This is a genomic window from Mesorhizobium sp. M0663 (assembly GCF_040320585.1).
GTDB lineage: Bacteria > Pseudomonadota > Alphaproteobacteria > Rhizobiales > Rhizobiaceae > Mesorhizobium.
The window spans coordinates 55,681-79,652 of the sequence record NZ_JAMYPX010000006.1; the positions used below are offsets into that span (position 1 = coordinate 55,681).

The 23,972-nt window shown below is 60.4% G+C and carries 29 protein-coding genes; 7 read left to right on the forward strand and 22 right to left on the reverse strand.

What is annotated here, in order from left to right; translation table 11 throughout:
* Window positions 1–127: 127 nt before the first annotated feature.
* Both NKI54_RS14060 and NKI54_RS14065 read left to right on the forward strand, forming a co-directional pair.
* A complete protein-coding gene (locus tag NKI54_RS14060) occupies window positions 128–544 on the forward strand; it encodes a hypothetical protein (protein ID WP_352691753.1) in 417 nt (138 codons plus the stop codon).
* A gap of 108 nt (window positions 545–652) precedes the next feature.
* Window positions 653–805 carry a hypothetical protein gene (locus NKI54_RS14065; RefSeq protein ID WP_352691755.1) on the forward strand — a complete coding sequence of 51 codons (153 nt, stop codon included), beginning with the start codon at window positions 653–655 and terminating at the stop codon, window positions 803–805.
* A gap of 60 nt (window positions 806–865) precedes the next feature.
* On the opposite strand, the gene NKI54_RS14070 is transcribed toward NKI54_RS14065, so the two are convergent.
* The 10 genes from NKI54_RS14070 to NKI54_RS14115 all read right to left on the reverse strand — a co-directional run bounded on the left by NKI54_RS14070 (window position 866) and on the right by NKI54_RS14115 (window position 7,552).
* Window positions 866–1,120 carry a hypothetical protein gene (locus NKI54_RS14070; RefSeq protein WP_352691757.1) on the reverse strand — a complete coding sequence of 85 codons (255 nt, stop codon included), beginning with the start codon at window positions 1,118–1,120 and terminating at the stop codon, window positions 866–868.
* Window positions 1,111–1,248 (reverse strand): YHYH domain-containing protein, encoded by a 138-nt coding sequence (locus NKI54_RS14075; RefSeq protein ID WP_352691759.1) that lies wholly within the window; start codon window positions 1,246–1,248, stop codon window positions 1,111–1,113. Before NKI54_RS14075 ends, NKI54_RS14070 begins: the two co-directional genes overlap by 10 nt.
* Window positions 1,249–1,366: 118 nt before the next feature.
* The gene (locus NKI54_RS14080) at window positions 1,367–1,903 is read right to left on the reverse strand and encodes a cell division protein ZapB (protein ID WP_352691761.1); all 537 of its coding nucleotides are present in this window, start codon (window positions 1,901–1,903) and stop codon (window positions 1,367–1,369) included.
* An 89-nt stretch (window positions 1,904–1,992) separates the two neighbouring features.
* Window positions 1,993–2,742, reverse strand: coding sequence for a hypothetical protein (locus tag NKI54_RS14085; protein ID WP_352691764.1), 750 nt, complete (start codon window positions 2,740–2,742; stop codon window positions 1,993–1,995).
* Between the two features lie 11 nt (window positions 2,743–2,753).
* Entirely contained in the window at window positions 2,754–3,329 is a 576-nt protein-coding gene (locus NKI54_RS14090) for a hypothetical protein (protein WP_352691766.1), read from the reverse strand.
* A 217-nt stretch (window positions 3,330–3,546) separates the two neighbouring features.
* Complete coding sequence (locus NKI54_RS14095) at window positions 3,547–3,888, reverse strand: hypothetical protein (RefSeq protein ID WP_352691768.1); 342 nt, start codon at window positions 3,886–3,888, stop codon at window positions 3,547–3,549.
* Between the two features lie 365 nt (window positions 3,889–4,253).
* A complete protein-coding gene (locus NKI54_RS14100) occupies window positions 4,254–4,613 on the reverse strand; it encodes a hypothetical protein (RefSeq protein ID WP_352691770.1) in 360 nt (119 codons plus the stop codon).
* 249 nt (window positions 4,614–4,862) lie between these two features.
* On the reverse strand, window positions 4,863–5,336 hold the full coding sequence (locus tag NKI54_RS14105) for a hypothetical protein (RefSeq protein ID WP_352691772.1): 474 nt from the start codon (window positions 5,334–5,336) through the stop codon (window positions 4,863–4,865).
* Window positions 5,337–5,629: 293 nt separating this feature from the next.
* Complete coding sequence (locus NKI54_RS14110; protein ID WP_352691774.1) at window positions 5,630–7,153, reverse strand: recombinase family protein; 1,524 nt, start codon at window positions 7,151–7,153, stop codon at window positions 5,630–5,632.
* A 54-nt stretch (window positions 7,154–7,207) separates the two neighbouring features.
* Window positions 7,208–7,552, reverse strand: a complete 345-nt coding sequence (locus NKI54_RS14115; RefSeq protein WP_352691776.1) for a DUF2147 domain-containing protein — start codon at window positions 7,550–7,552, stop codon at window positions 7,208–7,210.
* A gap of 459 nt (window positions 7,553–8,011) precedes the next feature.
* Between NKI54_RS14115 and NKI54_RS14120 the strand changes: the two genes are divergently transcribed.
* Both NKI54_RS14120 and NKI54_RS14125 read left to right on the forward strand, forming a co-directional pair.
* A complete protein-coding gene (locus NKI54_RS14120) occupies window positions 8,012–8,278 on the forward strand; it encodes a sel1 repeat family protein (RefSeq protein WP_352636424.1) in 267 nt (88 codons plus the stop codon).
* A gap of 379 nt (window positions 8,279–8,657) precedes the next feature.
* Window positions 8,658–9,779: a branched-chain amino acid ABC transporter substrate-binding protein gene (locus tag NKI54_RS14125; RefSeq protein ID WP_023677800.1), complete on the forward strand. Its 1,122-nt coding sequence runs from the start codon at window positions 8,658–8,660 to the stop codon at window positions 9,777–9,779.
* 98 nt (window positions 9,780–9,877) lie between these two features.
* Here the strand turns inward: NKI54_RS14125 and NKI54_RS14130 are convergent, their stop codons facing one another.
* The 11 genes from NKI54_RS14130 to NKI54_RS14180 form a co-directional block, all read right to left on the reverse strand.
* On the reverse strand, window positions 9,878–11,866 hold the full coding sequence (locus tag NKI54_RS14130; protein WP_352636426.1) for an acetyl/propionyl/methylcrotonyl-CoA carboxylase subunit alpha: 1,989 nt from the start codon (window positions 11,864–11,866) through the stop codon (window positions 9,878–9,880).
* A 111-nt stretch (window positions 11,867–11,977) separates the two neighbouring features.
* Window positions 11,978–12,352 (reverse strand): hypothetical protein, encoded by a 375-nt coding sequence (locus tag NKI54_RS14135; RefSeq protein ID WP_352591963.1) that lies wholly within the window; start codon window positions 12,350–12,352, stop codon window positions 11,978–11,980.
* Between the two features lie 43 nt (window positions 12,353–12,395).
* Window positions 12,396–12,776, reverse strand: a complete 381-nt coding sequence (locus NKI54_RS14140; RefSeq protein WP_245274740.1) for a hypothetical protein — start codon at window positions 12,774–12,776, stop codon at window positions 12,396–12,398.
* A 29-nt stretch (window positions 12,777–12,805) separates the two neighbouring features.
* Window positions 12,806–13,180, reverse strand: coding sequence for a hypothetical protein (locus tag NKI54_RS14145; protein WP_352636440.1), 375 nt, complete (start codon window positions 13,178–13,180; stop codon window positions 12,806–12,808).
* Between the two features lie 115 nt (window positions 13,181–13,295).
* Window positions 13,296–13,826, reverse strand: a complete 531-nt coding sequence (locus tag NKI54_RS14150) for an O-acetyl-ADP-ribose deacetylase (protein WP_352591969.1) — start codon at window positions 13,824–13,826, stop codon at window positions 13,296–13,298.
* 1 nt (window position 13,827) lies between these two features.
* A complete protein-coding gene (locus tag NKI54_RS14155) occupies window positions 13,828–15,435 on the reverse strand; it encodes a carboxyl transferase domain-containing protein (RefSeq protein ID WP_352636427.1) in 1,608 nt (535 codons plus the stop codon).
* A 4-nt stretch (window positions 15,436–15,439) separates the two neighbouring features.
* Entirely contained in the window at window positions 15,440–15,823 is a 384-nt protein-coding gene (locus tag NKI54_RS14160; protein ID WP_023677795.1) for a type II toxin-antitoxin system VapC family toxin, read from the reverse strand.
* Complete coding sequence (locus NKI54_RS14165; protein WP_352591975.1) at window positions 15,820–16,212, reverse strand: AbrB/MazE/SpoVT family DNA-binding domain-containing protein; 393 nt, start codon at window positions 16,210–16,212, stop codon at window positions 15,820–15,822. Before NKI54_RS14165 ends, NKI54_RS14160 begins: the two co-directional genes overlap by 4 nt.
* 82 nt (window positions 16,213–16,294) lie before the next feature.
* A complete protein-coding gene (locus NKI54_RS14170; RefSeq protein ID WP_352636428.1) occupies window positions 16,295–17,458 on the reverse strand; it encodes an isovaleryl-CoA dehydrogenase in 1,164 nt (387 codons plus the stop codon).
* A gap of 48 nt (window positions 17,459–17,506) precedes the next feature.
* The gene (locus NKI54_RS14175; RefSeq protein ID WP_352591978.1) at window positions 17,507–18,169 is read right to left on the reverse strand and encodes a TetR/AcrR family transcriptional regulator; all 663 of its coding nucleotides are present in this window, start codon (window positions 18,167–18,169) and stop codon (window positions 17,507–17,509) included.
* Window positions 18,170–18,319: 150 nt separating this feature from the next.
* Window positions 18,320–18,598: an acylphosphatase gene (locus NKI54_RS14180; RefSeq protein ID WP_023677791.1), complete on the reverse strand. Its 279-nt coding sequence runs from the start codon at window positions 18,596–18,598 to the stop codon at window positions 18,320–18,322.
* Between the two features lie 199 nt (window positions 18,599–18,797).
* Between NKI54_RS14180 and NKI54_RS14185 the strand changes: the two genes are divergently transcribed.
* Window positions 18,798–19,298: a MarR family winged helix-turn-helix transcriptional regulator gene (locus tag NKI54_RS14185; RefSeq protein WP_023677790.1), complete on the forward strand. Its 501-nt coding sequence runs from the start codon at window positions 18,798–18,800 to the stop codon at window positions 19,296–19,298.
* Between the two features lie 32 nt (window positions 19,299–19,330).
* On the opposite strand, the gene NKI54_RS14190 is transcribed toward NKI54_RS14185, so the two are convergent.
* On the reverse strand, window positions 19,331–20,443 hold the full coding sequence (locus NKI54_RS14190; protein ID WP_352691780.1) for a pyridoxal phosphate-dependent aminotransferase: 1,113 nt from the start codon (window positions 20,441–20,443) through the stop codon (window positions 19,331–19,333).
* 119 nt (window positions 20,444–20,562) lie between these two features.
* Here NKI54_RS14190 and NKI54_RS14195 point away from each other — a divergent pair, with 119 nt between their 5' ends.
* Together NKI54_RS14195 and NKI54_RS14200 are read left to right on the forward strand one after the other, a co-directional pair.
* Complete coding sequence (locus NKI54_RS14195) at window positions 20,563–22,215, forward strand: tetratricopeptide repeat-containing sulfotransferase family protein (protein ID WP_352622527.1); 1,653 nt, start codon at window positions 20,563–20,565, stop codon at window positions 22,213–22,215.
* Between the two features lie 80 nt (window positions 22,216–22,295).
* Window positions 22,296–23,948: a tetratricopeptide repeat-containing sulfotransferase family protein gene (locus NKI54_RS14200; protein ID WP_352691782.1), complete on the forward strand. Its 1,653-nt coding sequence runs from the start codon at window positions 22,296–22,298 to the stop codon at window positions 23,946–23,948.
* The last annotated feature ends 24 nt before the right edge of the window (window positions 23,949–23,972 follow it).

Below are 23,972 nucleotides of genomic sequence, written 5' to 3' on the forward strand. Positions count from 1 at the left end.
TTCCCTTGGGGGCCACGGGGGGAATTAGCGCCCTGTATGTATATGAATACCGAAACACATTTTTTGCAAATTTGATCACACTCTGGTGTGATGCTCAGTAGGGCAGACATCAAGGGGGAGAATCCAAATGTCGAAGGTCACTTATTCGGGGTCGGAAATAGCCTTGCCTCACGCGAAGATGGTTGAGTTGCGGCGGCAAGGGAAATTGAATCTCGGGATGAACCACGAGGTGGCCGTCAAGTTGGCGAGCATGGGCATAAAGCCTAAGGGGACGGCAACGCTCGCGTTCTCATTCTACAAGCTACTCGCGCTAGGCGCGCTCGCCATGGGCCTTTACTGGGCCTTCACTAGCGCGTGGTGGTGGGGCGTACTGGGATTGATCGCCATGACTATTATCTGGAATGGCAACAAAGCCGGACACGCTGATAATTTACTCGATGCGGCGATGGATGACGCGCTATTTTACGAGCGTGTGCGGGAGTTAAACGGCTGGCGCTACCAGATCGACTCAGATGCTGCGGCCCCATTCATGGCGACCAGCTAGCAGCTGTTCTCCCGGATAGCGGAGACTCCCGATTGGCTTGGCTTTTTTTCCCTGCGGATGTGTGATTCATAGCTATCGGCAATCACGCCACACATGGAAAGCCGATAGATGGCCAGCTACCTGATCACCTATTTTGACAAAACCGGAGAAACCCTTGAGGAACTCTCAACCTCCCAATGGGACCATTGGGATGCTTGCGAGTTTGGCTGGGGCAACGCACCTAAGGGCACGGAAGACTTTCAAGTGACCGAAGCGCTGTAATGGTTACCCCGAGTGCCCATGCGTTGACCCTAACGAAAACGCATGGGCACTTTGGATCAGTTAGTCGTCGCCGTCCTGTTCTGAGGAGTCGGCATTCTCTTCGACATACGACTGACAGCCTTCGACAAACGAGTTGCTGTTGCCACCGCAGTCGGATGCGCTTTCAATGCCTTTACCTGCTGCCCAGTCGTATCCGGCCTGATGACCGGAACAATCTTGGGTGCAGTCGTAGCCGTTGAACGTCTGAGCAAATGACACGCTCGGCATAACACCAGCAGCCACGAAACAAATGGCGGATAGCAATTTCAGTGACAATGGTATCCACCGGTCTGCGTGTCGTGGTGACAGCCGTTTGAGTCTGTGCCGCCACTGTGTGCGACAGCTGCGCCAACGCCCCCCATGATCCAAGAGAGCAGACACATGACAATCAATGCGTACTTCATTATCAACCCCCTAGTATTTGCCCAAGTGCAAACCGGTTAGACATGGGATTGATAAAATCCGCAAGCGAATTTTGATTGTCTGGTTAAGGCACACAGCAAGGGTGCAGCAATCCGGTTGTTAGCCTGCGGCGATCTCCAAAGCGGTCTTGAGTTCCGACAGATCGGTATCGGCCAAGGCGTCGGCAGTATCCGTCACGTCTACCTCAGGGCCACTCAGGGAAGGAAAGAACGAGTCCAGTTCCGTCCGGGTCACCTTGGGTGCCCCTGCGGTCAAGTCGCGCTGCGGCTTGGTGTCGGCGGTATAGGGCTTACCTGTTGCGGGGTCGTGGGTGCCCTTCTGAATACCAAGCTGCACCTCTGCCAATTCCATGCGGCCAGCAAGGTCGGCAGCTGCGGTAATCTCGGCATGGCCGGGCCTGTCTGCGCCGTGGGAGCGCGTCCGAACATCAACCTTGCGGATGGCCTCGCGGACCAGCTGGAGAGCCTCGCGTTCCTGCTTAAGCTGGCGCTCAAGTTCCTGACGTTGAGAGATGAGCGAGGCGTTCTCCTCAGTCAGCCGGGAGACCTCGTCCTTGAGCTTGCCGATTTCGGTGGAGTTGTCGAGGGTATCGAGTTGAGCGAGGAGTTCCTCGCGGGTCATTGGTTTCTTGGCCATTTGTGGCGGTCCTTTTGTCAAATGATTGAGTTGATAGCGATCACGCAGATCGAAGCGAGGTAGATGGTGATAGCGAGGTTCAGCATGGGTCAGCCATCGACACCCGGCAGGGACTGCCACCAGAGGGAATAGGCGTTTGCCAATCGGGCAGGGTCCAGCCGACCGGTTACCACATCTGAGACGATGCGACGGGCCAAGCTGTCGTTGGTGCGCGATGCCGCATAAACTAGCGAGTTCCAGCGTTCTCCACCGATCTGTTCGGATGCAATGGGGGTCGCTTCCATCACTGTCGTTTCGAGCAGGTTGGTGGCTGTCACCTCGTCCAAGCCGGTGGCCTGAGAGAGACGGGCGATGGTGTCGTTAAAGTCTCCCGTTTCGACCATTGTTTCCACCCCGTCCACGAAGGCCTCATCCGTGAAGCACTCGGCAATGTCGTTTAGGGTTTCGGACAGGGCGAGTGCAGGGTCATTGCCGTCGACCTCCAACTTCAGCTGGAGAGCCTCGAGTTCTTCGTCGGACATTTCGTCAACGTCGATGTGTTTAAGCGGATCGTCGCCAGCCGGGATTGCCCGATGGTCAAGCGCAGCCTCATTGGTCTGGTAGTCGGGCGCGGTGGCGCTGGGGGTGCCCTGGGGGCCAGTCAAGCCAAGCTGTTCGGCAATGTCAGCATCGACATACGTGTTGAGACCAGCAACAAACACCTTGCCATCGGGGGCAGGACCGGCAGCGGAGCCGCTGGCGTAGTTGGGATTACTCGTGGGGGACCAACCGGACCTGTCGTCCATAGGGTTGGGCATGCGCATCGTTTCGGCTGCGGTGTGGTCGTAGTAGTTGGACATATTGTGATTTCCTAAAGGAGGTTCGCGGCCCTCAGGGCCATGCGGGTGTAGGCGAGGAGGGTCAGAGACTGACCGTCGTTGGTGGAGACGGTGGAGGACCAGAAGTCCTTGCCGTGTATCTGTTGGGCATGGCGGACGAAGTCGCGGCCAAGGTGACGATGGGTTGCCCCTGAGGCCTTCTTGACCAGCGAAGTGGTGCCGATGGTCTTGCGGAAGTCCCCCAAGAGGGCACCCGCGCGGGTCTCAAGGAACCGGGCGCGGTTCGCCCAGAGACCCCCAGCCTCACCAGAATGGAAGTAGACATGCATCCATCCAATGAGCGCCAGGGCGTGAGTGACCGCTTCGGTATAGGTGCGGCTGTCCTTGTGCTGCCAGCTAGCGAGGAGCCCCTTGGCCTTGGCGATCTGGGGGAGCTTTGGGTGAAGGTCGGTGACACTGAGACAGAAGGACGGAGGAAGAACCATGCGGTTCTCCAACCCCCTCAAGTCCACCCCGACACGCGCGGCAAACTTGGGGTCTGTTCGCATGTAGAGGTCGATGGCCTTCTTGAAGATGGCCAGTTCGTTGCGGGATGGAAGGCGGGCCAAGGGGTCCCCCCGAGAACTCGTGGCGTCCCGGTGAGGTCCGCAGTAACGGGAGACCCCGGAGCGTTTGCGGTCGCAACCGGGACAATCGCAAGGTTTGGTTTCGTTGGTGATCTGGCGACAACGCAACTGCTGGCCGCTTATGGGAGCTTGGGGTCCAACACGCCAGTCGCGCGGTAGACCCCGAGTGACAGGGGATGCCATGGGTTACCTCTGGGGTTTATTGAAACGCGCTGTAGTTCTTGAGGCCGGACGTGGCGACGTCCAGGAACGTGGTCATCGGGTTCATGCGTTGCTTGTTGAACTCAAGCTGGTTGGCTTTGCCCTGCATGACGTAGTTGGCTTGAGCGCCCTGCCGCTGGTCCTTGGCGTTGGAGATAGACAAGGCGGTCTGTCGGCTCTGTTCGGCCAGCCTGAGGCCAGCAGTGCTGCCGTTCATGCCAGCGCCCGAAGCGACTGCGGCTGACTTGGCGCGGTCACCCTCAAGGGTTGCTTCGTATCCCGCCTTGTTGGCGGCATCGGTCTTGATGACGAAGTCATGCATATTGCTGGCTTGGTTCATCTTGTAGCGAGCTTGAATGCTCTTGGTGTTGGCGGTAGCTGCGGATGCTTGTCCAGCAGCCTCAGCGATCCCGGCAGCAATGCCGAGAGTAAGACCTAGATCGCAAATGGCGACCTCCTATGTGGTTGGATGTGGGAGAGCCTCATTCAGGAGGCGGTAGAGGAAGGCGGTCGAAAATCGAACGTCGAGCCGAGCTTATGGGGAACTCAAGTTCAACCCGAGTTAACTGGTGATGAACTCAGGGGTACCTCAAGAGATAATCCTTGGTAGTAATCCTAAAGAGAGAACCTTGAGGAGTCTCTAGGTAACTAAAGATAACTTAAGGGGCGCGCGCGTGTACGCGTATAGGGAGCCCAATCTCGTCTTCAAGCAGCGCGACCGATTTTTTGTCTTTCAACAAGGGTCTCGCCACTAGACAGGCCTTCGAATGGGCGGAACTTGATCCGTACCGCTGAGCGGTCCTGAGTGTCCACGACATCATGGTCTGCCCAGTAGGCCAGGGTAAGGTCCCGCTTGAAGACCGGGGTTCCTGCCCGTTCAACGTGGATACGGGTCTCGGGCGAGTAGCCTAGGGTGTCCCTGAGGCTGCGGCACAAAGGGCCGATCGGGTCCTTGTAGGTACGGCGACCATAAGCGGTGTCGGATGTGTCGATGCGTTTGCCCGAGGCCGGGTGATGGGCGGTATAGGAACCGTTGAGTTCGATGGTGGTGGTGTGAGGGGACATTGGAACGGCTTTCTTCCTGTGTGCGGTGGTGGCCACAACAGGGGTTGTGTAGGTGCGGGGGGACGAGACGGGCATACAAGGGCGTCCCGTGGACCGGACGGTCCCCGAGTGGGAGTCGGTTACAAGTAGGCTCCCTTTGTGTGTGCGGTGGTGGCCTAGACGGGTGCCCGTGGGGTTGGGTGGAGCATGACAGCGAACTGACTGGCCAGCGGCATTGAGACGGGGCACCGCACACAGGTTGCGAGGCGGCTAGACGGGCTTGCCGTCCCGGAAGTACCTGAGTTCATCGACCGAGTGGCGGCGGATGAACCAGTCGGGCATTAGGTCCTGGGTGTCCTTGGGGCGCTGAGTGCCAGCGGCTACAATCTCAGTGATCCGGTCATACTCGAAATAGTTGGTGTCCGAAGGGAGCCACCCGAGGAGCCGGAAGGACCAGAGGGTCCCAAGGATTTCCTTGATCGCTTCAACATGGACGCGGTGGTTGCATCGTACCCTTTCCATATCCTTCGCAGTGCAGCCTTCCGGCAACATTCCGCCGACGTGGGCGAGACGGCGCGCGGCGCGGGTGATGCGAAGGGGCAGGGGAGACGTGCGGCCCCAGTGGCGACCATGTGTTGGGAACGTGGCAGCTAATGAGGGCTTGGCGGGAGTGGCGCGCATGGCGTCGATAGTCGCGGCTATGTCCGCAGACGCGGTAAGTTCCGCTGCATCGGTATAGGTCACGGTTGATCCTAGATGTTGTGGGTGTGGTGCGCCATTGGCACAGGATATGGAGGCTGCCCCTTGGGGCCACAGAAGGACCCACCTAGACTGAAAAACAGGGAACAAGGGAACAGACGTGGGGACGCGAGCGAGGGCGTTCGCATGTCTTGTATGAGGGGAAAACCAGACATGAGCAGCGAGCGGAGGAAAAGAAAATTTTTCGTTCTATGTCCAGTATGGGCTACTAATTATTTTATTCTAAGTGACCCCCGCTTTTGGGGGTATTCTAGGAATAATATTCTCCTCCGCTGTAATCAGCCCGGCTCCCCTGTGCTGTCGAAAACAAGGGCTTGGCTGTGCCCGCTTCTCATGGTGACAAGCGCCCGCCTGAGGGTCTTGCTGTCGCTCTCAAGGTCGATGCGCTGCACGAGACTGGAGAGGAGCCCTTGGGCACCCTTCCGGTCATCCTTGGCAAGCCGCCTTATCTCCTCCTGGTCCATTTCAAAGTCCCAGACAGCCGCCGCGCTCTCACGATACCGCGCATCGTTCTCGCGGATAGCTACGATCTCTCGACGCTTGGCTTCGATCTGGCGGGTGAGTTCATCGGCCTTCCCCGAGAAAGCCTTGCGGGTTTCGGCGGTTTCAGCGTCGAGGGCACCCGCAAGGGCGTTCTCGCGCTTGGCCTCAAGGGCACCTATGGTGTCCTCAAGGTCCCTTGAGAGATCAGGGGACGTCGGGTCTTGCGGTACAGGTACGGCAAGGAAGCCGATGCGGTCAATCAACTCCCGCTCGAATTGGTCATAGCGCCAGTTGGGCGCGGTGCATGTCGTGCGCTTGAACGACTTCCCCGTACAGATGAAATAGCCCCACACCGCACCGCCCTTCTTGGAGGACGTGAGGACCATCGGGGAGCCACAGTGTCCGCAGTGGACCATGCGGGAAAACAGGTTCGATGTGCGGCCCACCTGTCTGCTGTGGCGGCGGGCCTTGGTGCGCTGCCGGGTAGCCAGCCATTCGGTCTCGCTGATCAGCGCCGGGAAATAGCCGGGGACTTCCTCGCCCTTGAGGACAAGGCACCCATAGGCGGCTGGAGAACGAAGGACTTCCCCGACCACAGCTTGAGCCCAAGTTTTCCCTGAGGGAGAAGGGATGCCACGAGTGTTCAGCATCTGTGTGATAGACTGCTGGCCGTGCCCTTCCTTAGCGAGTTCAAAGAGCAGCCGCGCATCGGCGGCGCGTTCATTCAACTCGTTGGTGTCGCGGTCAATCCAGAATGGCAACTTCGCAACCTTGATCCTTGTCCCGCCGCTTGCGACAGCTGCCCGTGCCTTCTGGGCCTTTCGGGACCATGCTTCACCTACTCTGTGAGACAGCTTGGCGCTGTATTCGTAGGCGGCTTGCATGGACATGAGGGACATCATGAGGCTGGCGAAGTTAGCGCGGTAATCCTCATACGTGTGGACCCGTTGGTCCTGTAGGGTCACCAAGGTAAGGCCGGTCTTGAGGAGTTCCGCGAGGATTGGTTGGGCATCCATGGGATGAATGCGTGAGAAGCGGTCTAGGTTCTCCAAGAGGAGGACCGCATTGCTTGGGATGGTGCCATCCTTCACATCGGCAATGAACTGCCCAAGGCTCGCCGCAACGTCGAGGTTGCCGCCCTTGAAGGCTGAGACACCATTGTCGACCAGCCGCTTGTCGAGGGTCAGCCCGAAGGTGGAGCAGAAGGCCTCAGCATTCTTTGTCTGTCTTGCGAGACTGTCGCCCTGTGCCTGCTTGCCGGATGACCAGCGAGCATAGGAAATCGCGCTTAGTCCCTTGAGTTCTCTGGGCTGTAGCATGGCTGGACGGTCTCCGTTGGTGTCTTGGAGACCGTCCGATATCACTATGCAGAATTAAAGTCTATGCCAGGTCTGGCTCTTGCAGATCAGCCCGCCGAGCACGCAGCCGCTCATCTTGAGCGAACTGCCGGAAAGCGATGCTTTGCCCGAATAGGTCTTGTCGGTTTCCGGGTCGGTTATGGTGCCGGCATATTTGTTGTCGCCGGCAACCTTCAGTGAACCGATGTTCTTGCCGGCAAATTTGCCGGATTTGAGCGTAATCGAAAATGCCCCGCCGCCACCCGAAATGGCGGCAGTCGATCCGGCTTGCGTTTTCCAATTGCCTTCGATCGGATCGGCCCATGCCGCGCCGGTCATCATTATTGCGGCCGCGAGGGCCAGGCTCACTTGTCGAAACATGTCTTTCCTCCCTCAGGTAAGTCCAATCGGGCTCCGTCCCGGGTGTCTGCCCCTTACGCAAACGTAAGCTAGTCCAGCTCCCGGAAAAACAAAAGCGGTGCCGCGACGGAAGGGTTGCGGGTTTTTGCCCGCTCCCGAACGGCCGCGCCGGCGAAAAATGAAACGGGCCGCACACGTCTTTGTCTTCTGTGGTTAGCGGAGTCTTGATCCGCGCCTCGCAAGTTTTCTTCAAATCTTGTGCAAACCGGCGCGATTGCTGGCTTTGTATCCTTAACGAATTTTCGCGTTTACCTCTTGTTTTAGCTTTGTTTTCCTCAAATTAAGCACGCCATTTAACGACGGATTCAAGCCTCCGGGGCATTCTCGAAAGCATCGAAAGAGCGGCCGCCCCCGACGGTAATCAAGGACACCGAGGGGCAGACGGAGACAGCTCTCGGGAGCCAGAACAGGGGATTTGAAATGGCACGTTTTGAAATGCTTGAAGCCGGCTTCGGCGCCATGGGGGCAACTGCCCAGGCCGATGTTCTTTTCGAGTTGGGCATGATGTATGCGACTGGCCGCGATTGCGAGACCGATGTCGTCGCCGCCCACAAATGGTTCAACATCGCCGCGATCAAGGGTTCGGCCCGCGCCGCGGAACTGCGCTCCGAATTGTCTGCCGCCATGTCGAAGGTCGAGATCGCCAAGGCGCTGCGCGAAGCTCGCGAATGGATGACGATGCACTGAATTCGCCGGCATCGACTTCACAAGGGTACTGACCTCACAACAGGGACGCTTCGGGTCAAGGCCGCGCAGAGGGCCGGGCCCGAAAAATCAAGGCCGCGCAAGACGGCTGAGCCAACAAGATCAAGAACACGGCGGCAAGCTGTGCAATAGACAGGGAAGGCGAGCGGGTCCTGGCGCCGATGCGTTGGGAAGCTCATGGCAAAAGCCGCGACCGGCCGGAACAAGGCTGGCGCGGCTTTGTCTTTCGGACTGCGTGTTGCAGGCCCAATCGAGGGCCGACGATGCGTCTAGACAGCCCCGGTGAAGGATGAAATTCTCCCGCCACTCTGGAAGAGGCGCGGCCGGGATGGTCGCGCGAGAGTGGAGGAGTTGTGTCACCATGAAGAAATTCAGTATTTTGAGCGCCGCCATATTTGGCCTGATGATGACCGCGCCGGTCGCCTTCGCCGACGACATCACCTTTTCGGTGGTCGGACCGATGACCGGTCAGCTTGCCACCATCGGCGATCAGTTCAAGCAGGGCGCGCAAGCCGCCGCCGACGCGATCAACGCGGCGGGCGGCGTCGACGGCCGCCAGATCAAGCTCGACATCGAGGACGACCAGTGCGATCCGAAGCAGGCGGTTTCGGTCGCCAACCGCATCATCGCCAATGGTGTCAAGTTCATCGATGGCCACGCCTGCTCGGGCTCCAGCATCCCGGCCTCCGCCGTCTACGCCGAAGCCGGTGCGCTGATGATGAGTCCGGCTTCCTCGAACCCGGTACTAACCGACGCAGCGGCGAAGGCCGGCTGGCCGACGATCATGCGCCTCTATACGCGCGACGATGCGCAGGGCGCTTTCATCGGTCCATGGATCGCCAAGAAATATGCCGGCAAGAACGTCGTCATCATGCACGACAAGAGCGCCTATGGGCAGGGCGTGGCCGATGCCGTCAAGGCAACGATGAACCAGAACGGTCTCAAAGAGATCCTCTACGAGGGCATCAACGCCGGCGAGAAGGACTATTCCGCTCTTGTTACCAAGCTCAAGGAGCTGAAAGCCGACGTCGTCTATTTCGGCGGCTATCACCCCGAAGCCGGCCTGATCCTGCGCCAGTCGGCGGAGCAGAACCTCAAGTTCCAGTTGATCATGCCGGACTCGATCGCTTCGCCGGAATTCTGGCAGGTTGCCGGTCCGGCCGGCGAAGGCACCATGTTCGTCTTCCCGTCGGATCCGCAGGCGAAGCCCGAAGCCAAGGAAGCCATCGCCAAGATCAAGGCCGGCGGCTTCGTGCCGGAGGGCTTCACGCTGTTTTCCTATGCGGTGATCCAGGCCTTCGCCGAAGGCATCAAACGCGCCGGCAGCGACGATCCGGCAAAAGTCGCCGAAGCGTTGAAGAACGGCCAGCCGATCAGCACGGTTGTCGGGTCAGTCACCTTCGACGAGAAGGGCGACCTCAAAAACGCCAGCTACGACATCAACCAGTGGCACGACGGCAAATACGCGCCGATCCAGCCGTGATGGCCGCGGCGCCGCAAGACGCGCTGCTGTAATTGAACATGGCCGGGGTCAAACCCGGCCATGTTGTTTTTGGCGACGCCTTTGTCACGCGTTCGAGATCACTTCGTGGATAGGGAAACAGCAGTCAACTGAGGTTCTTCGGCAAAGCGAACCAGCACGGTGCCGTCGGTTACCTGCGCGCCTTCGGCAGCAATCTCGGCGATAACCCCGTCATGGGGCGCGGCAATGGTGTGCTCCATCTTCATCGCCTCCAGGATCAGCAGCGGCTGGCCCTTGATCACGGACTCGCCTCTGGCTGCACGCACCAATTTGACCAGGCCGGGCATTGGAGCGCGCAGGCTGCCGGAAGCGGCGGCGGCTTCGTCGGTTCGCGCCAGCGGATCCGGCACGGCAAAACCGTAGCCGATTGCACCGTCGAAGACCGTGACGTGGCCCGGCCAGCGGGCGAGGCGAGGCGCGGCGCGGAGATCACGCGAATTGGCGCTGTCATAGGGCGCATCCAGCGCCACCTCGAACCGCCCGTCCGGCCGCACCGACACGCGCGCGCCGATCTCCTGCTCGCCAAACTTCAGCAGAGTGCGCCGCGCTACAGTGTGGAAATGCGCATAGCCGGCCAGTGACGACCAGGGATCGTCCGAGGACGGCAAGTCGCCCGCACCGGACGCGGCAAGTGCCGCGGCGGCAATCGTCTCACCGCTCGGCGGCGGAACCGCCGTCAACGCCTGCAGATGCCTGGCGATCAGGCCGGTATCGACATCGCCCGCCGCAAAATCTGCATCAGCGGCCAGCGCGGCAAGAAAGGCAGTGTTGACCGTCGACCCGGCGATTTCGGTCTGCGACAGCGCTGCGCCAAGTCCCGTGAGGGCCGCCCGTCTGTCCTTGCCGTGGATGACCAGCTTGGCGATCATCGGATCGTAAAACGGCGAAATCGCATCGCCAGCGCGCACACCGGTTTCGACGCGCATGGTCGCACCCTCCGGTGCCGGCTGCGGAAATTTCAGATGGTGCAAGGTGCCGGTCGCCGGCAAAAACCCTCTTGCCGCGTCCTCGGCATAGATGCGCGCCTCGAAGGCGTGGCCGGAGAGCGCGATCTCGCTCTGCGTCTTCGGCAGTTTTTCGCCGGAGGCTACCCGCAACTGCCACTCGACCAGGTCGATGCCGGTGACCATTTCGGTGACGGGGTGCTCGACCTGCAGGCGGGTGTTCATTTCCATGAACCAGAAACGGTCGGCCTTCAGCCCTTGCGAGGCATCGACAATGAACTCGATCGTGCCGGCGCCGGAATAGTGGATTGCCTTGGCGGCTTTCACCGCCGCGTCGGTCATCGCCTTGCGCAGTGCCGGCGTCATGCCCGGGGCAGGCGCCTCCTCGATCACCTTCTGGTGGCGGCGCTGTGCCGAGCAGTCGCGTTCGTGAAGATGCACGGCGTTGCCGAAATTGTCACCAAACACCTGCACTTCGATGTGGCGAGGCTTGTCGACATATTTTTCCACCAAGACGCGGTCGTCACCGAACGCGGCTTTCGCCTCGCGCCGCGCGCCCGACAGTGCTTCCGAAAAATCATCGGGATGCTCGACGCGCCGCATGCCTTTGCCGCCGCCGCCGGCGCGCGCCTTGATCAGTACGGGGTAGCCTATCTCGCGCGCCTTGGAGGCGAGCAACACGATCTCCTGCGCTTCGCCATGGTAGCCCGGAACGACAGGCACGCCGGCCTTTTCCATCAGCCGCTTGGCCGCGTCCTTCAGTCCCATGGCGCGGATCGAGGCCGCCGACGGGCCAATGAAGATCAGCCCCGCCGCGACCACCTGGTCGACGAAATCAGGGTTTTCCGAAAGAAAGCCGTAGCCCGGATGGATGGCCTCGGCACCTGTGGCCAAGGCCGCCGCGATGATCTTGTCGCCGCGCAGATAGCTTTCGTTGGCGGGAGAGGCGCCGATATGCACCGCTTCGTCGGCCATTTCGACATGCAAGGCGCGATTGTCGGCGTCGGAATAGACGGCGACGCTGCGCACACCCATCCTGCGTGCCGTGCGGATCACCCGGCAGGCGATCTCGCCACGGTTGGCGATCAGGATCTTGGCGAACATCGGGCCTCCACAGGCAGAGCTGCCGCCAACGGCGCGAATTCTCGTCACGCGAACTGCGGCAATGCCCTGCTTTGTAGTCTGGCGGTCAAAGGGTAGGCAAGCGAGGCCTGCCTACTTTGAGGCCGCGATTTCGCAAGCTCCCCCGGTCGTGACCCTGTAACGGTCGCGGGTGACCTGGCAGGATTTCATCGCCATATCCTCGGCAGCCTTTTGCGAGGGCGCATTCAAGCGCGAGCCGCACAGGATGTACAACGAACGCACCCGGGAATACGGAGTGGTCGCATAAGCTGAATGGCCGCTGGCCGCCACATAGGCCTTATATGCCTTGGTGCATGGCCGATCCGCGGTCGCCGGAAAATACGGGTAGAAGCGGACGTCGCCCTTGCTTCCAGCCAGCGATTCCGCCGCGCCGACATTGGGGCTCGAGATTAGAAGCAACCCGGTTATTAGCGAGAAGACTGCTTGTTTGACGCCTATAGATTTCATTTTTCCCACCCATTGAATACGTCGAAGGCCGACGAGTGTCGGTCTATTTGGAGGCAGCTATGGCGCAGGCCCCTGCAGTCGTGACCTTGTACTTGCTGCGCGCGGACTGGCAGGATTTCAACGCCAGCGCCTCCGCAGCCTTCTGGGATGTTGCATTCAGATAAGCACCGCAAATAGTGAATTCGGTTGCCCAGTTGAATGGCGTCATCGCATAGGCCGAGTGACCGCCAGCCGCCACATAGTCCTTGTAATTCTTGCCGCAGCCTCCGATTGTACCCGGTGCAAAATAGACCGGAAAGCGGCTGTCGCCCTTGCTTCCCGCCAGCGATTCGGCGGCGCCGACATTCGGTGCAGAGGCCACAAGCAGTGCAAGTACCGACATGGTTGCTCGCTTGATTGATAAAGATTTCATTGCCAAACCCATTTGAACCCCAAACACTGAAATATATTCGCCTACTTGGAGGCAGCGATTTCGCAGCCGCCGCCTGTTGTAACTCTGTAACTGTTGCGGGCGGCCTGACAGGATTTCAACGCCAATTCTTCGGCAGCTTGCTGTGACGGTGCATTCAAGCGCGAGCCGCAGATGATGTACAGAAAACGCACCCGGGAATACGGAGTGGTTGCATAGGCTGAATGGCCGCCGGCCGCTACATAGGCCTTGTGGGCCCTGGTACACGGATCCTTCGGGCTCTGCGGCAAATAGGGATAGAAACGGGTCTCGCCCTTGCTTCCCGCCAGCGACTCCGCTGCGCCGATGCCAGGGGTCACTAATATAAGCAACCCTGCAAGTAAATGCACAGTTGTTCTCTGAAAAACCCGCCGCCTCATCTTCGCCCAATCCCCATTGGTATTTGCGATGATCAATAGCCGTGATTCTTTCGTCTGGCCAGATCGAGAAGCAAAAAATAGTCTGGAGATGTGGTGGGTTGTCTCCCGCGCAGGGTCACACCCTGCCGAGTGCAGCGACGACCCGCTGATACAATTCGGCCGTCGGCTCGTCGAAGCAGCAGAAAATGACGGTTTCCGGAACGATGTTCTGGCCGATGAAGGCGCTCACGGTCCCGACAGCAATTTGCGTCGCCTGATCCTTCGGATAGCGGTAGGCCCCGGTCGAGATCGCAGGAAACGCCACCGTCCGGCAGTCCTTTGCGGCGGCGATTTCGAGCGACCGGCGATAGCAGGAGGCGAGCAGTTCGGCTTCTCCTTTGCTGCCACCTTGCCAGACCGGCCCGACCGTATGAATGACGTAGCGCGCGGGCAGCCTGTAGCCCTTGGTGATTTTTGCGTCTCCGACCTTGCAGCCATGCAAGGTCCGGCATTCTGCCACAAGCTCGGGGCCGGCCGCGCGGTGGATAGCGCCGTCGACGCCGCCGCCTCCGAGAAGAGAGGTATTGGCGGCGTTGACGATGGCATCGACCGCCAGCTTCGTGATGTCGCCGGTTTGAATGCGAATCCTCTGGCCGGTATCGCTCATCTCACATCCTGAACACGCCGAATTTTGTCTCCTCGACCTCGGCGTTGAGCGCGGCCGAAAGGCTGAGCGCCAGCACCTCGCGGGTCTTGGCCGGGTCGATGATGCCGTCGTCCCAGAGCCTTGCCGACGAATAGAGCGGGTGTCCCTCGTGCTCGTACTTCATCAGAATCGGCTTCTTGAATTTCGCTTCCTCCTCAGCGCTCCATTCCCCGCCCTTGCGCTCGATGCCTTCGCGCTTGACCACGGCCAGCACCGTTGCCGCCTGCTCGCCGCCCATCACCGAAATGCGGGCATTCGGCCACATCCACAGGAAGCGTGGCGAATAGGCGCGTCCGCACATGCCGTAATTGCCGGCACCGAACGAGCCGCCGATGATCACGGTCACCTTCGGCACCTTGGCCGTTGCGACCGCCATGACCAGCTTGGCGCCGTCCTTGGCGATGCCGCCGGCCTCGTATTTTCGCCCGACCATGAAGCCGGTGATGTTCTGCAGGAAAATCAGCGGGATCTTGCGCTGGCAGCACAGCTCGATGAAGTGCGCGCCCTTCAGCGCGCTTTCCGAAAACAGCACGCCATTGTTGGCGACGATGCCGACCGGCATGCCGCTGAGATGGGCGAAACCGGTGACCAGCGTGGTGCCATAATTCTGCTTGAACTCATCGAACTCGGAACCGTCGACGGTGCGGGCGATTACCTCGCGCACGTCGTAGGGCTGGCGCAGATCCGTCGGCACGATGCCGTAGAGTTCATGTGGATCGTGAAGCGGCGGAATCGATTTCTGTAAGGCAAGGCTTACAGTCTTGTTCCGATTCAGGTTTTTGACGATACGCCGGCATATGGCCAGCGCATGCTCGTCGTCGAGCGCATAGTGGTCGGCAACGCCGGAAAGCCTTGTGTGCACGTCGGCGCCACCGAGGTCCTCGGCGGTGACGTCCTCGCCGGTGGCCGCCTTCACCAGCGGCGGCCCGCCGAGAAAGATGGTCGCCTGGTTGCGCACCATGATTGTCTCGTCCGACATCGCAGGCACATAGGCGCCGCCGGCCGTGCACGAACCCATGACGCAGGCGATCTGCGGAATGCCGGCGGCCGACATGTTGGCCTGGTTGTAGAAGATGCGGCCGAAATGATCGCGGTCGGGAAACACCTCGTCCTGGTTGGGCAGATTGGCGCCGCCGCTGTCGACCAGATAGACGCAAGGCAGATTGTTCTGCAATGCGATCTCCTGTGCACGCAGATGCTTCTTCACCGTCAGTGGATAATAGGTGCCGCCCTTCACCGTGGCGTCATTGACGACGACCATCACTTCGGTGCCTTCGACGCGGCCGATGCCGGCGATGAGGCCGGCCGAAGGGATGTCCTCGCCATACATCGACCATGCCGCGAACTGGCCGATTTCGAGGAAGGGCGAGCCTGTATCGAGCAATTGGGCTAGGCGTTGCCGCGGCAGGAGCTTGCCGCGGGAGACGTGCCGCTCACGCGCCTCTTCCGAGCCACCGCGCTCGATGGCGGCGGCTTTTTCAGCAATATCGGCGACTAGCGCCCGCATGCGCTCGGCATTGCCGCGGAAGGCATCGGAGGCGGACGACATCTGAGAGGTGAGGGGGGCCATGGCGCTACCGGATCAGCTCGATCTTGCAGCCGACATCGAGGTCGCCCCAATCGCGATCAGCGGTGACGGCAATGGCATTCTCGCGAATTGCCAGCGCCAGGCAAGCCCGATCGCCCAGCGACAAGCCGCGATGCCGCGTCAATTGGCGAAGCTGCCCAGCGGCGATGCCCATCGCGTCGTCGAAAACGGCGATCGGCATGCCGAGACTGGCGAGGTCGTCCGCGGCCTGTTCCATGCTGCGTCCCTTGTCGATCAGCTTGGCGATGATTTCGGCCGCATTGACCGAACTGCATTGTGCATCCGGCGCGAACCCCAAAGCATTATCGGTGCCTTGCTCGTTGAGCAGGATTGCGAGCGCCGCCGAACTGTCCATGACGTAGGGCTTCATTTCGCCCGCTTTCCTGTCGTCCCTTCGGCGTGAAGCCGGTCCAGACGCTTGTCGCTTCGACGCTGCTCTTCCCGCCGCTCCTTCAGAAATTCGTCGACGACGCTTTCACCGGGCTGTTTCAGCGTCGACAATTCGGCCTGGACGCGTCGCAGATTCTGCAGCCACGATCTTACCCGCAGCTCGCCGTTTTCGACATGAAGGATCATGTCCTCGCCAGGCTTCACGCCCATCTCCTCGCGCATCGCGGCAGGAATGACGAAGCGCCCGCCCTCGCCAAGCTTGACACGCTCGCGTTTCGCCGGAGCACGAAGCTGTGGTTGGCGAGCGCCGGCATCGAACCGTGCTTGCGGATCTTCGTCAAATCCGGACTTTCCCGTTTTGCCAGCCATGGTCCGTCTCGCCTGTGTTGTGGCACATATTCCGAAGTATGCCACATCGTGCGGCTTCTGGCAAAATCTCAAAAAGACGCCATCAGGCGCCCTCCACCATGATTTCCCGCCCGATCAGCCAGCGACGGATTTCGCTGGTGCCGGCGCCGATCTCGTAGAGCTTGGCGTCGCGCAAAAGCCGGCCGGTCGGGTAGTCGTTGATGTAGCCGTTGCCGCCCAAAAGTTGGATGGCGTCGAGCGCCATCAGCGTTGCCTTTTCGGCGGCGAAGAGAATACAGCCGGCAGCATCCTTGCGGGCCGTCTCACCGCGATCGCAAGCGGCGGCCACGGCATAGACGTAGGCGCGCGCCGCGTTCATCGTCGCATACATGTCGGCTAGCTTGCCTTGCACCAGCTGGAACTCGCCGATCGGCTGGCCGAACTGCCTGCGTTCGTGCACGTAAGGGATCGCCACGTCGAGGCACGCAGCCATCAGCCCGATCGGGCCGCCGGCCAGCACGGCGCGTTCGTAGTCGAGGCCCGACATCAGCACCTCGACGCCGCGCCCTTCCTCGTGCAGCACATTGTCGAACGGCACTTCGACATTCTCGAACACCAGCTCGCCGGTGTTCGAGCCGCGCATGCCGAGCTTGTCGAGCTTTTGCGCCACGGAAAAACCGGCAAAGGCCTTTTCGACGATGAAAGCGGTGATGCCGCGCGAATGGAGTTCCGGATCGGTCCTGGCGTAGACGACCAGCGTGTCGGCATCCGGCCCGTTGGTGATCCACATTTTGGTGCCATTGAGCACATAGCGATCATTGCGCTTTTCGGCGCGCAGGCGCAGCGACACCACATCGGAGCCGGCTCCCGATTCCGACATCGCCAGTGCGCCGACCTTCTCGCCGCTGCAGAGCGAAGGCAGATATTTTTCCTTCTGCGCCTGCGTCGCCCAGCGGTTGATCTGGTTGACGCAGAGGTTGGAATGGGCGCCGTAGGAGAGGCCGACCGAGGCCGAGGCGCGCGAAATCTCCTCCATCGCCACGACATGGGCGAGGTAGCCCATGCCGCTGCCGGCGAAATCGGGATCGGCGGTGATGCCGAGCAGGCCGAGCCCGCCGAGCTCCGCCCACAGATGTGCCGGGAATTCGTTCGAGCGGTCGATCTCGGCGGCGATCGGTGCGATCTTTTCCTGGGCGAAGCGCCGCACCAGGTCGCGCAGCGCCTCGATGTCTTCGTCAAGCCCGAAGTTGAGCGTATGCGTGTACATGCCGTTCCTCCCGGCGCACGACCGCGAAAATCGGGATCATGCGCGAAATCAAAGTGCTGCAGCGTCCGTTGCGCGCTCGAATGGACGCACGGCGCCGTGGCTCGTCCTCGCGCCATCGCTCTTTGCTCCAACAAGGCGCATTGTCATTGCTAGATATGTAGCGGTGACTTCGGCGATCGACAGCCGTTCGCCCGGCCGGAACCAGACGATGACGCCGGTCATCATCTGGATCAGCGCCATGGCGGTGAGCCCGGTGTCTTCGATGCTGAATAACCCCCCTTCGACGCCGTCGCGCAGGATGGCGCGCAGCTCCTTCTCGTAGGCCGTGCGCATGCGCAGGATCTGCGTGAGTTTTTCATGCGACAGGCTGCGCAGCTCCATGTTCGAGACATGGGTGGAGTGGCGGCGTTCGATATGGAAAGCGATGTGGTTTTCGACATAAGCGGCAAGCCGCGCTGCCGGATCGGCGCCGACAGGGCGTGTTGCGCGCCACGCCTCGATCAAGCCTTCCATATGCTCACGCATCAGCATGAACAGAAGGTCCTGCTTGGTCGGGAAGTAGCGGTACAGCGCCGCTGCCTGGACGCCGACCTCGGCCGCCAGTTGGCGCATCGACATCGCCTCGTAGCCAAGACGCGCAATCAGGCTGACCGCCGCCTCGCGGACCGCAGCTTCGGTCTTCTCTCCGTCGGAACCGGTCGTACGCGCCATGACAAGCCGCCTTTTCGCGGACAATAAAACAAACGTTCAATTAATTCAAGAACCGAGGCATGTCCGGGCAGGGCAATGGCTTCAGATTTGCTCTATCTGCACCCTGGAGAATTTTGTGCGATGGAAGCGAATGAGCAGGACCATGCCTTGCTAGGCAACAATCCTGAAATCGGCCGACGTGTCGCGAGCCTCGATCTCTTCGACATCGACCTTTGAAACCGCTGCCCCTGGCGGCCCTTGCCAAAACCGTTCGATCATCGTCGAGACCGCCGCCCCGGTTCCTGCAATCAAGGCTGTCACCGAGCCGTCAACTTCGTTGCGCACCCACCCGGCAAGGCCAAGCGCCGACGCCTCGCGCCGCACCCAAACCCGGTAGCTGACGCCTTGCACCTTGCCGTATATGCGTACCTGCACCGTACGATCGGTCATCGCGCTCTCCATCCTTTGAGTCGAGTCTGGCGCATCGCCGCGCAAATTCAACCGCGCAACGTGCATCGAAGGTTTCTCTCCGGTCGCTATCCGCCAGATTTCGCACTGCGAGATGGGTGGCGCCTCCACCGATGATTGACTAAGTCAAATAATAGGCGATCATGGCCCTGACGGAGCGGTCCGTCCGAAGGAGGTCGACATGCCGGCCGATCGGAATGCCCTTGTCGCGGAGATACGTGGCTTCAATCGCTTCTACACGCGCCTGATCGGGCTGCTCGACCTGACCTTGACGCACAGCGCCTATACGCTGGGCGAGGCGCGGCTGCTGTTCGAATTGGGCGGCCGATCCCGCGCTGTCGCCAATAGCGGCGGTGAGGCAGGGTTTCTTGCACGGGCGTTCCACCTCGATCTCCGGCCGGCGGCCTCCGAAATCGCTGCCGAACTCCGGCTCGATCCGGCCTATGTCACACGCGTCCTGAGGAGGTTCGCCGCCGCTGGCCTGACCGAGACACGCTCTGACCCAGCCGATCGGCGCAGACGTATCCTGTCGCTGACCGCTCGCGGAAGTGCTGAGCTCGCCAGGCTTCAGGCTGCGGCGGATCGCGACCTCGCCCGGCTGACGGCCGGCCTCGCCGATGACGCGGCTGCCGAATTATCGGACGCCTTGAAGTGCGTCATGCGCCTGCTCGGGGAGAAATAGCGGGCAGCACTGGAATCCCGGCGTTGCGCTCTTCAGTTCCCCCGCGCTGCCGCCAGTGCGCCAGGCAGTTCCTCGGCAAAGATGTCGAGCTCGTGGTCGAGGCCGACACTGACCCGGATGCAGCGGTCGAGAACCGGCACCATCGGCTTGCGGATGAAGACGTCGCGTGATAACAGCGTCTGCAGCACTTTCAGTGCGAAAGCGCCGTCGCGGCCGCAGTCGATGGTGACGAAATTGGTCGCCGAAGGCAGCGGCTTCAGCCCGTTCGCTTCGGCTATTGCGGCGATACGCCGGCGGCCGGCGGCGACCCGCGCCACCACGCTATCCAGCCAGGCCTGATCGGCAAGCGCCTCGACACCGGCGATCTGCGCCATGCGGCTGACGCCATAGTGGTTGCGGATCTTCTCGAAGTCCCGAATCACCTGGGCCTCGGCCACCGCATAGCCGCAGCGTATGCCGGCCAGCCCATAGGCCTTGGAGAAGGTGCGCATATGAATGACGTTCGGCCGCGCCACATCGATCGGCGGCAGCGCTGAGGCTGGCCCTAATTCGCCATAGGCTTCGTCGAGCACCAGCATTGTGGTTTCCGGCAAGGCTTCGATGAAGCGGCTGAGCTCGGCGGCTTCCCACCAGCTGCCCATCGGATTGTCCGGATTGGACAGGTAGACCAGTGGCGCCTTTTCCCTGGCCACTGCCGCCAGCAGGCCGTCGAGGTTTTCCCGATCGTTCTCGTAGGGCACTGCGACCAGCCGGCCGCCGACGCCGGCAACATGAAAGTTGAAGGTCGGATAGGCGCCGAGCGAGGTCACCACCGCATCGCCCGGCGCCACATACATGCGCGCAACCAGGCTGAGCAGCCCGTCTATGCCTTCGCCGACGACGACGTTTTCGGCGCCGACACCGAGATGCCGGGCCACGGCTACCTTCAAATCGTGATTGTCAGGGTCGCAGTACATCCACATGTCGCCGGCAATCTCGGCCATGCGGGCAACGACGCGCGGCGAAGGGCCAAAGCTGCTCTCATTGGCGCCGATGCGGGCGCGAAAGGCGCGGCCGCGATCACGCTCCTGCGCCTCCGGGCCGACAAACGGTACCGTGGAGGGAAGCGCGTCGATGAGCGGCGTAAGGGGAGGGCGCAGGCGCATGATAGGGCTCGTTCGAAAGGGGGCCTTCTTGCTAGCCTGCCAGCTTGGCCTGCGCAAGTTCCGCGGCAGGCGGGCACGTCAGGCTGGATTCTCCCGGATCATTTTGCTAGCGAGACATGATGAGCAACCGACTGCCGCCCGCCTGGTCCAAACATATAAAGTCCCGCTCGGCGCCGAAAGTGGAACCGCCGAAAGCCAAACCATTGTCGCGGGCGCAGGCTGACGACATGCTGCTGAAACAGGCATATGACTTTCAGCAGGCCAAGCGGTTGGCCGAGGCTAAGGAACTGTGCCGTCGCGTGCTGGAGCGCACGCCCAACCATCCCTTGGCATTGTATATCATGGGCACGCTATTCATCGGGCTCGACGATGAAATTGCATTGCGATATTTGGCGCGAGCCGTCGGCGAGGAGCCTCGAAACCCCTATTACCACCTTAGTCTGGGTGAAACCTATCTGAAGGTCAGCGAATATTCGCCCGCAATCACGCATATTCAGCAAGCATTGAAGCTGAAGCCGGATTTGCTGGAAGCGCTTTGCGCGTTGGGACGCGCTTACGTCGAATTCGACAAGGCTGACATGGCTCTGCCGCTTTACGAGAGAGCGCTCAAGATCAACCGCGATCATCCTCGCGTTCGGGCGGGATTGGCCAGTGCCCTCATCGGTCTCGGCCGCATGGACGAAGCCGAAATCTATCTGAAAGAGGCGATCGAACGTCGCATAGCCATGCCAGCCGCCTATAATGAGCTTGTGCGCACGCGCAAATTCACTGAAGAGCCGGCGGAACTTAAGTCCATCTTGCGCGAGCTTGGCAACCCAAAGCTTGACCCGGACAGTGCGATGACACTTCATCACGCTGCCGGCAAGGTGCTGAACGACCTTAAGCGCTACGACGACGCGATAGATCATTTCAAGAAAGCCAAACAGGTCGCCGGCTATAAGTTCGATCTGGAAACCTATCGCCGCTGGGTCGACTCCACGATCGAGTTCTTCAACCCGGATATGTTGGCTGCCAAGGCGGGTTATGGAAGCCCATCGGAAGTGCCCGTGTTTGTACTGGGCATGCCCCGCTCGGGGACCACCCTGACCGAGCAGATTTGCGCGAGCCACCCGGATGTTCACGGCGCAGGAGAACTCAGCAAGCTAAGACGAACTGCAAATGCTGTCGGCCTTACGAGGCTTTCGGCACAGGGCTTGGGCCAATCGATCGTGCCGATCACCCCCGACCTAGCCAAGATGCTGACCGAGGGGCACCTGTCCTACCTTCGTGAGCGTGCGCCGACCGCACTTCGCATAGTCGACAAAATGCCCCAGAATTTCGAACTGGTCGGTCTCATAGGCCTTCTTTTCCCCAACGCGCGGATTATTCACTGTCGCCGCGACGCCATCGACAATTGCCTCTCATGCTTTTTCCTGAATTTCTCCAAGGGACACAGCTACATCACCGACCTGCAGACGCTCGGGCTGTATTATCGTGAATATGATCGCCTGATGCGACATTGGGACAAGGTTTTTCCGGGACGCATCTTCGAAAGTCGCTACGAGACGCTGGTTGCGGATCAGGAGGCACAATCGCGCCGTCTGATCGATCATCTTGGATTGCCCTGGGACGATGCCTGCCTGCGCTTCTTCGAGAATGACGGTTCGGTCAACACGGCCAGTCGCTGGCAGGTTCGGCAACCCATCTACAACTCGTCCATCAAGCAATGGAAAAATTATGAGAGCAAGATCCAGCCGCTGATTGACGCCTTGGGCGACCTAGCCGAACTTTGAACAAGGAGGGCGCCCGACAGGATAGGCCAGCCCTTCAGGCCAGGCTGGATTCTCCCGGACCATTTTGCTAGCGAGACATGATGAGCAACCGACTGCCGCCCGCTTGGTCCAAACACATAAAGTCCCGTTCGGCGCCGAAAGTGCAGCCGTCGAAAGTGAAATCGCCCTCGCGCGCGCAAGCTGACGACATGCTGCTGCGACAGGCGCTCGAACTTCAGCAAGCCAAGCGGCTCCCGGAGGCGGAGGAATTATGCCATCGCGTTCTCGCCCGCACGCCCAACCACCCGCTTTCGCTCTACATCCTCGGCACGTTGGGGCTCGGTATCGACGACGAGTTGGCTCTCAAATATTTTGCGCGGGCAGTAAGCCAGACGCCTCAGAATCCATATTTCCACCTTAGCCTGGGAGAGGCCGGTCTGAAGCTTGGCGACAGCTTGCTTGCGATCAGGCACCTGCAGCGCGCCTGCGAATTGAAACCCGATCTGGTGGAAGCGCTTTGCGGACTAGCGCGTGCCTACGTCAACTTCGACAAGGCCGAGATGGCTTTGCCCCTTTACGAGAAGGCGCTAAAGATCAACGGCGACCATCCCATGGTCCGGATTGGTCTGGCTGGTGCGCTCACCAGCCTCGGCCGCATGGACGAAGCCAGAGCCTATCTCGATCAGGCAATAGAACGTCGCGTCGATGTTGGGGCAGCCTACAATTACCTGGTCGACACGCAAAAGTTCATCGAAAAACCTGCCGAGCTCGACTCTATCCTGCGCGAACTCTCCAATCCCAGGCTCGAACCCGTTGCTGCATCGCAGCTCCACCACGCGGCAGGCAAAGTGCTGAACGATCTTCAGCGCTATGAAGAGGCGATAGATCACTTCAAGAGGGCGAAAAAGGCCGCTGGTCACAATTTCGACCTGGAGTACTACCGCCGAAGCGTCGATTCCATGATCGAGATATTCAGCCCGTCACTATTGGAAGCCAAGGCTGGCCACGGCAGTCCGTCTGAAGTGCCTGTGTTTGTGCTGGGCATGCCCCGGTCGGGGACGACGCTGACGGAGCAGATCTGCGCGAGCCATCCGGATGTCCATGGCGCCGGGGAGCTTACGAAGCTGCGGCGAATCGCGAACTCGATGGGCTTTAGAATACTGTCGGATGAGGACCTGCGCAGTTCGATTATGTCGATGACGAGGGATCAGTCGAGGGCGCTGGCCGAAGAATACCTGTCTTATCTGCGCCAGCACGCGCCTGCCGCGCCCCGCATCGTCGATAAGATGCCGCACAACTTCGAGTTTGTCGGCGTGATTGGAATTCTCTTTCCCAACGCGCGCATCATTCATTGCCGGCGCGATGCTATCGACAATTGCGTGTCCTGCTTCGTCTTGCATTTCACCAAGGACCACGGCTACAACGCCGACCTTGAGACACTCGGGTTGTACTACCGCGAATATGATCGCTTGATGCGGCACTGGGACAAGGTCTTTCCCGGACGTATTTTCGAAAGCCGCTATGAGACGCTGGTTGCGGATCAGGAGACGCAATCGCGCCGTCTCATCGATCATCTCGGCTTGCCTTGGGACGATGCCTGCCTGCGCTTTTTCGAGAGGAGCGGATCGGTCAATACCCCCAGCCGCTGGCAGGTCCGGCAGCCGATCTATAGTTCATCCGTCAAACGCTGGAAAAAGTATGAGAGCGCAATTCAGCCGCTGATTGACGCCTTGGGCGATCTGGCTGAAATTTGAACAAGTAGGATGCGCCCGATCGGC

Coding starts and splice junctions, on each gene's coding strand:
- NKI54_RS14155 (WP_352636427.1), bottom strand. CDS start 15,435: ATGGCCCCCCTCACCTCTCAGATGTCGTCCGCCTCCGATGCCTTCCGC.
- NKI54_RS14135 (WP_352591963.1), bottom strand. CDS start 12,352: ATGAAATCTATAGGCGTCAAACAAGCAGTCTTCTCGCTAATAACCGGG.
- NKI54_RS14110 (WP_352691774.1), bottom strand. CDS start 7,153: ATGCTACAGCCCAGAGAACTCAAGGGACTAAGCGCGATTTCCTATGCT.
- NKI54_RS14140 (WP_245274740.1), bottom strand. CDS start 12,776: ATGGGTTTGGCAATGAAATCTTTATCAATCAAGCGAGCAACCATGTCG.
- NKI54_RS14175 (WP_352591978.1), bottom strand. CDS start 18,169: ATGGCGCGTACGACCGGTTCCGACGGAGAGAAGACCGAAGCTGCGGTC.
- NKI54_RS14115 (WP_352691776.1), bottom strand. CDS start 7,552: ATGTTTCGACAAGTGAGCCTGGCCCTCGCGGCCGCAATAATGATGACC.
- NKI54_RS14060 (WP_352691753.1), top strand. CDS start 128: ATGTCGAAGGTCACTTATTCGGGGTCGGAAATAGCCTTGCCTCACGCG.
- NKI54_RS14125 (WP_023677800.1), top strand. CDS start 8,658: ATGAAGAAATTCAGTATTTTGAGCGCCGCCATATTTGGCCTGATGATG.
- NKI54_RS14095 (WP_352691768.1), bottom strand. CDS start 3,888: ATGAACCAAGCCAGCAATATGCATGACTTCGTCATCAAGACCGATGCC.
- NKI54_RS14195 (WP_352622527.1), top strand. CDS start 20,563: ATGAGCAACCGACTGCCGCCCGCCTGGTCCAAACATATAAAGTCCCGC.
- NKI54_RS14160 (WP_023677795.1), bottom strand. CDS start 15,823: ATGAAGCCCTACGTCATGGACAGTTCGGCGGCGCTCGCAATCCTGCTC.
- NKI54_RS14065 (WP_352691755.1), top strand. CDS start 653: ATGGCCAGCTACCTGATCACCTATTTTGACAAAACCGGAGAAACCCTT.
- NKI54_RS14120 (WP_352636424.1), top strand. CDS start 8,012: ATGGCACGTTTTGAAATGCTTGAAGCCGGCTTCGGCGCCATGGGGGCA.
- NKI54_RS14080 (WP_352691761.1), bottom strand. CDS start 1,903: ATGGCCAAGAAACCAATGACCCGCGAGGAACTCCTCGCTCAACTCGAT.
- NKI54_RS14130 (WP_352636426.1), bottom strand. CDS start 11,866: ATGTTCGCCAAGATCCTGATCGCCAACCGTGGCGAGATCGCCTGCCGG.
- NKI54_RS14100 (WP_352691770.1), bottom strand. CDS start 4,613: ATGTCCCCTCACACCACCACCATCGAACTCAACGGTTCCTATACCGCC.
- NKI54_RS14190 (WP_352691780.1), bottom strand. CDS start 20,443: ATGCGCCTGCGCCCTCCCCTTACGCCGCTCATCGACGCGCTTCCCTCC.
- NKI54_RS14150 (WP_352591969.1), bottom strand. CDS start 13,826: ATGAGCGATACCGGCCAGAGGATTCGCATTCAAACCGGCGACATCACG.
- NKI54_RS14170 (WP_352636428.1), bottom strand. CDS start 17,458: ATGTACACGCATACGCTCAACTTCGGGCTTGACGAAGACATCGAGGCG.
- NKI54_RS14085 (WP_352691764.1), bottom strand. CDS start 2,742: ATGTCCAACTACTACGACCACACCGCAGCCGAAACGATGCGCATGCCC.
- NKI54_RS14180 (WP_023677791.1), bottom strand. CDS start 18,598: ATGACCGATCGTACGGTGCAGGTACGCATATACGGCAAGGTGCAAGGC.
- NKI54_RS14075 (WP_352691759.1), bottom strand. CDS start 1,248: ATGAAGTACGCATTGATTGTCATGTGTCTGCTCTCTTGGATCATGGGG.
- NKI54_RS14185 (WP_023677790.1), top strand. CDS start 18,798: ATGCCGGCCGATCGGAATGCCCTTGTCGCGGAGATACGTGGCTTCAAT.
- NKI54_RS14145 (WP_352636440.1), bottom strand. CDS start 13,180: ATGAGGCGGCGGGTTTTTCAGAGAACAACTGTGCATTTACTTGCAGGG.
- NKI54_RS14165 (WP_352591975.1), bottom strand. CDS start 16,212: ATGGCTGGCAAAACGGGAAAGTCCGGATTTGACGAAGATCCGCAAGCA.
- NKI54_RS14200 (WP_352691782.1), top strand. CDS start 22,296: ATGAGCAACCGACTGCCGCCCGCTTGGTCCAAACACATAAAGTCCCGT.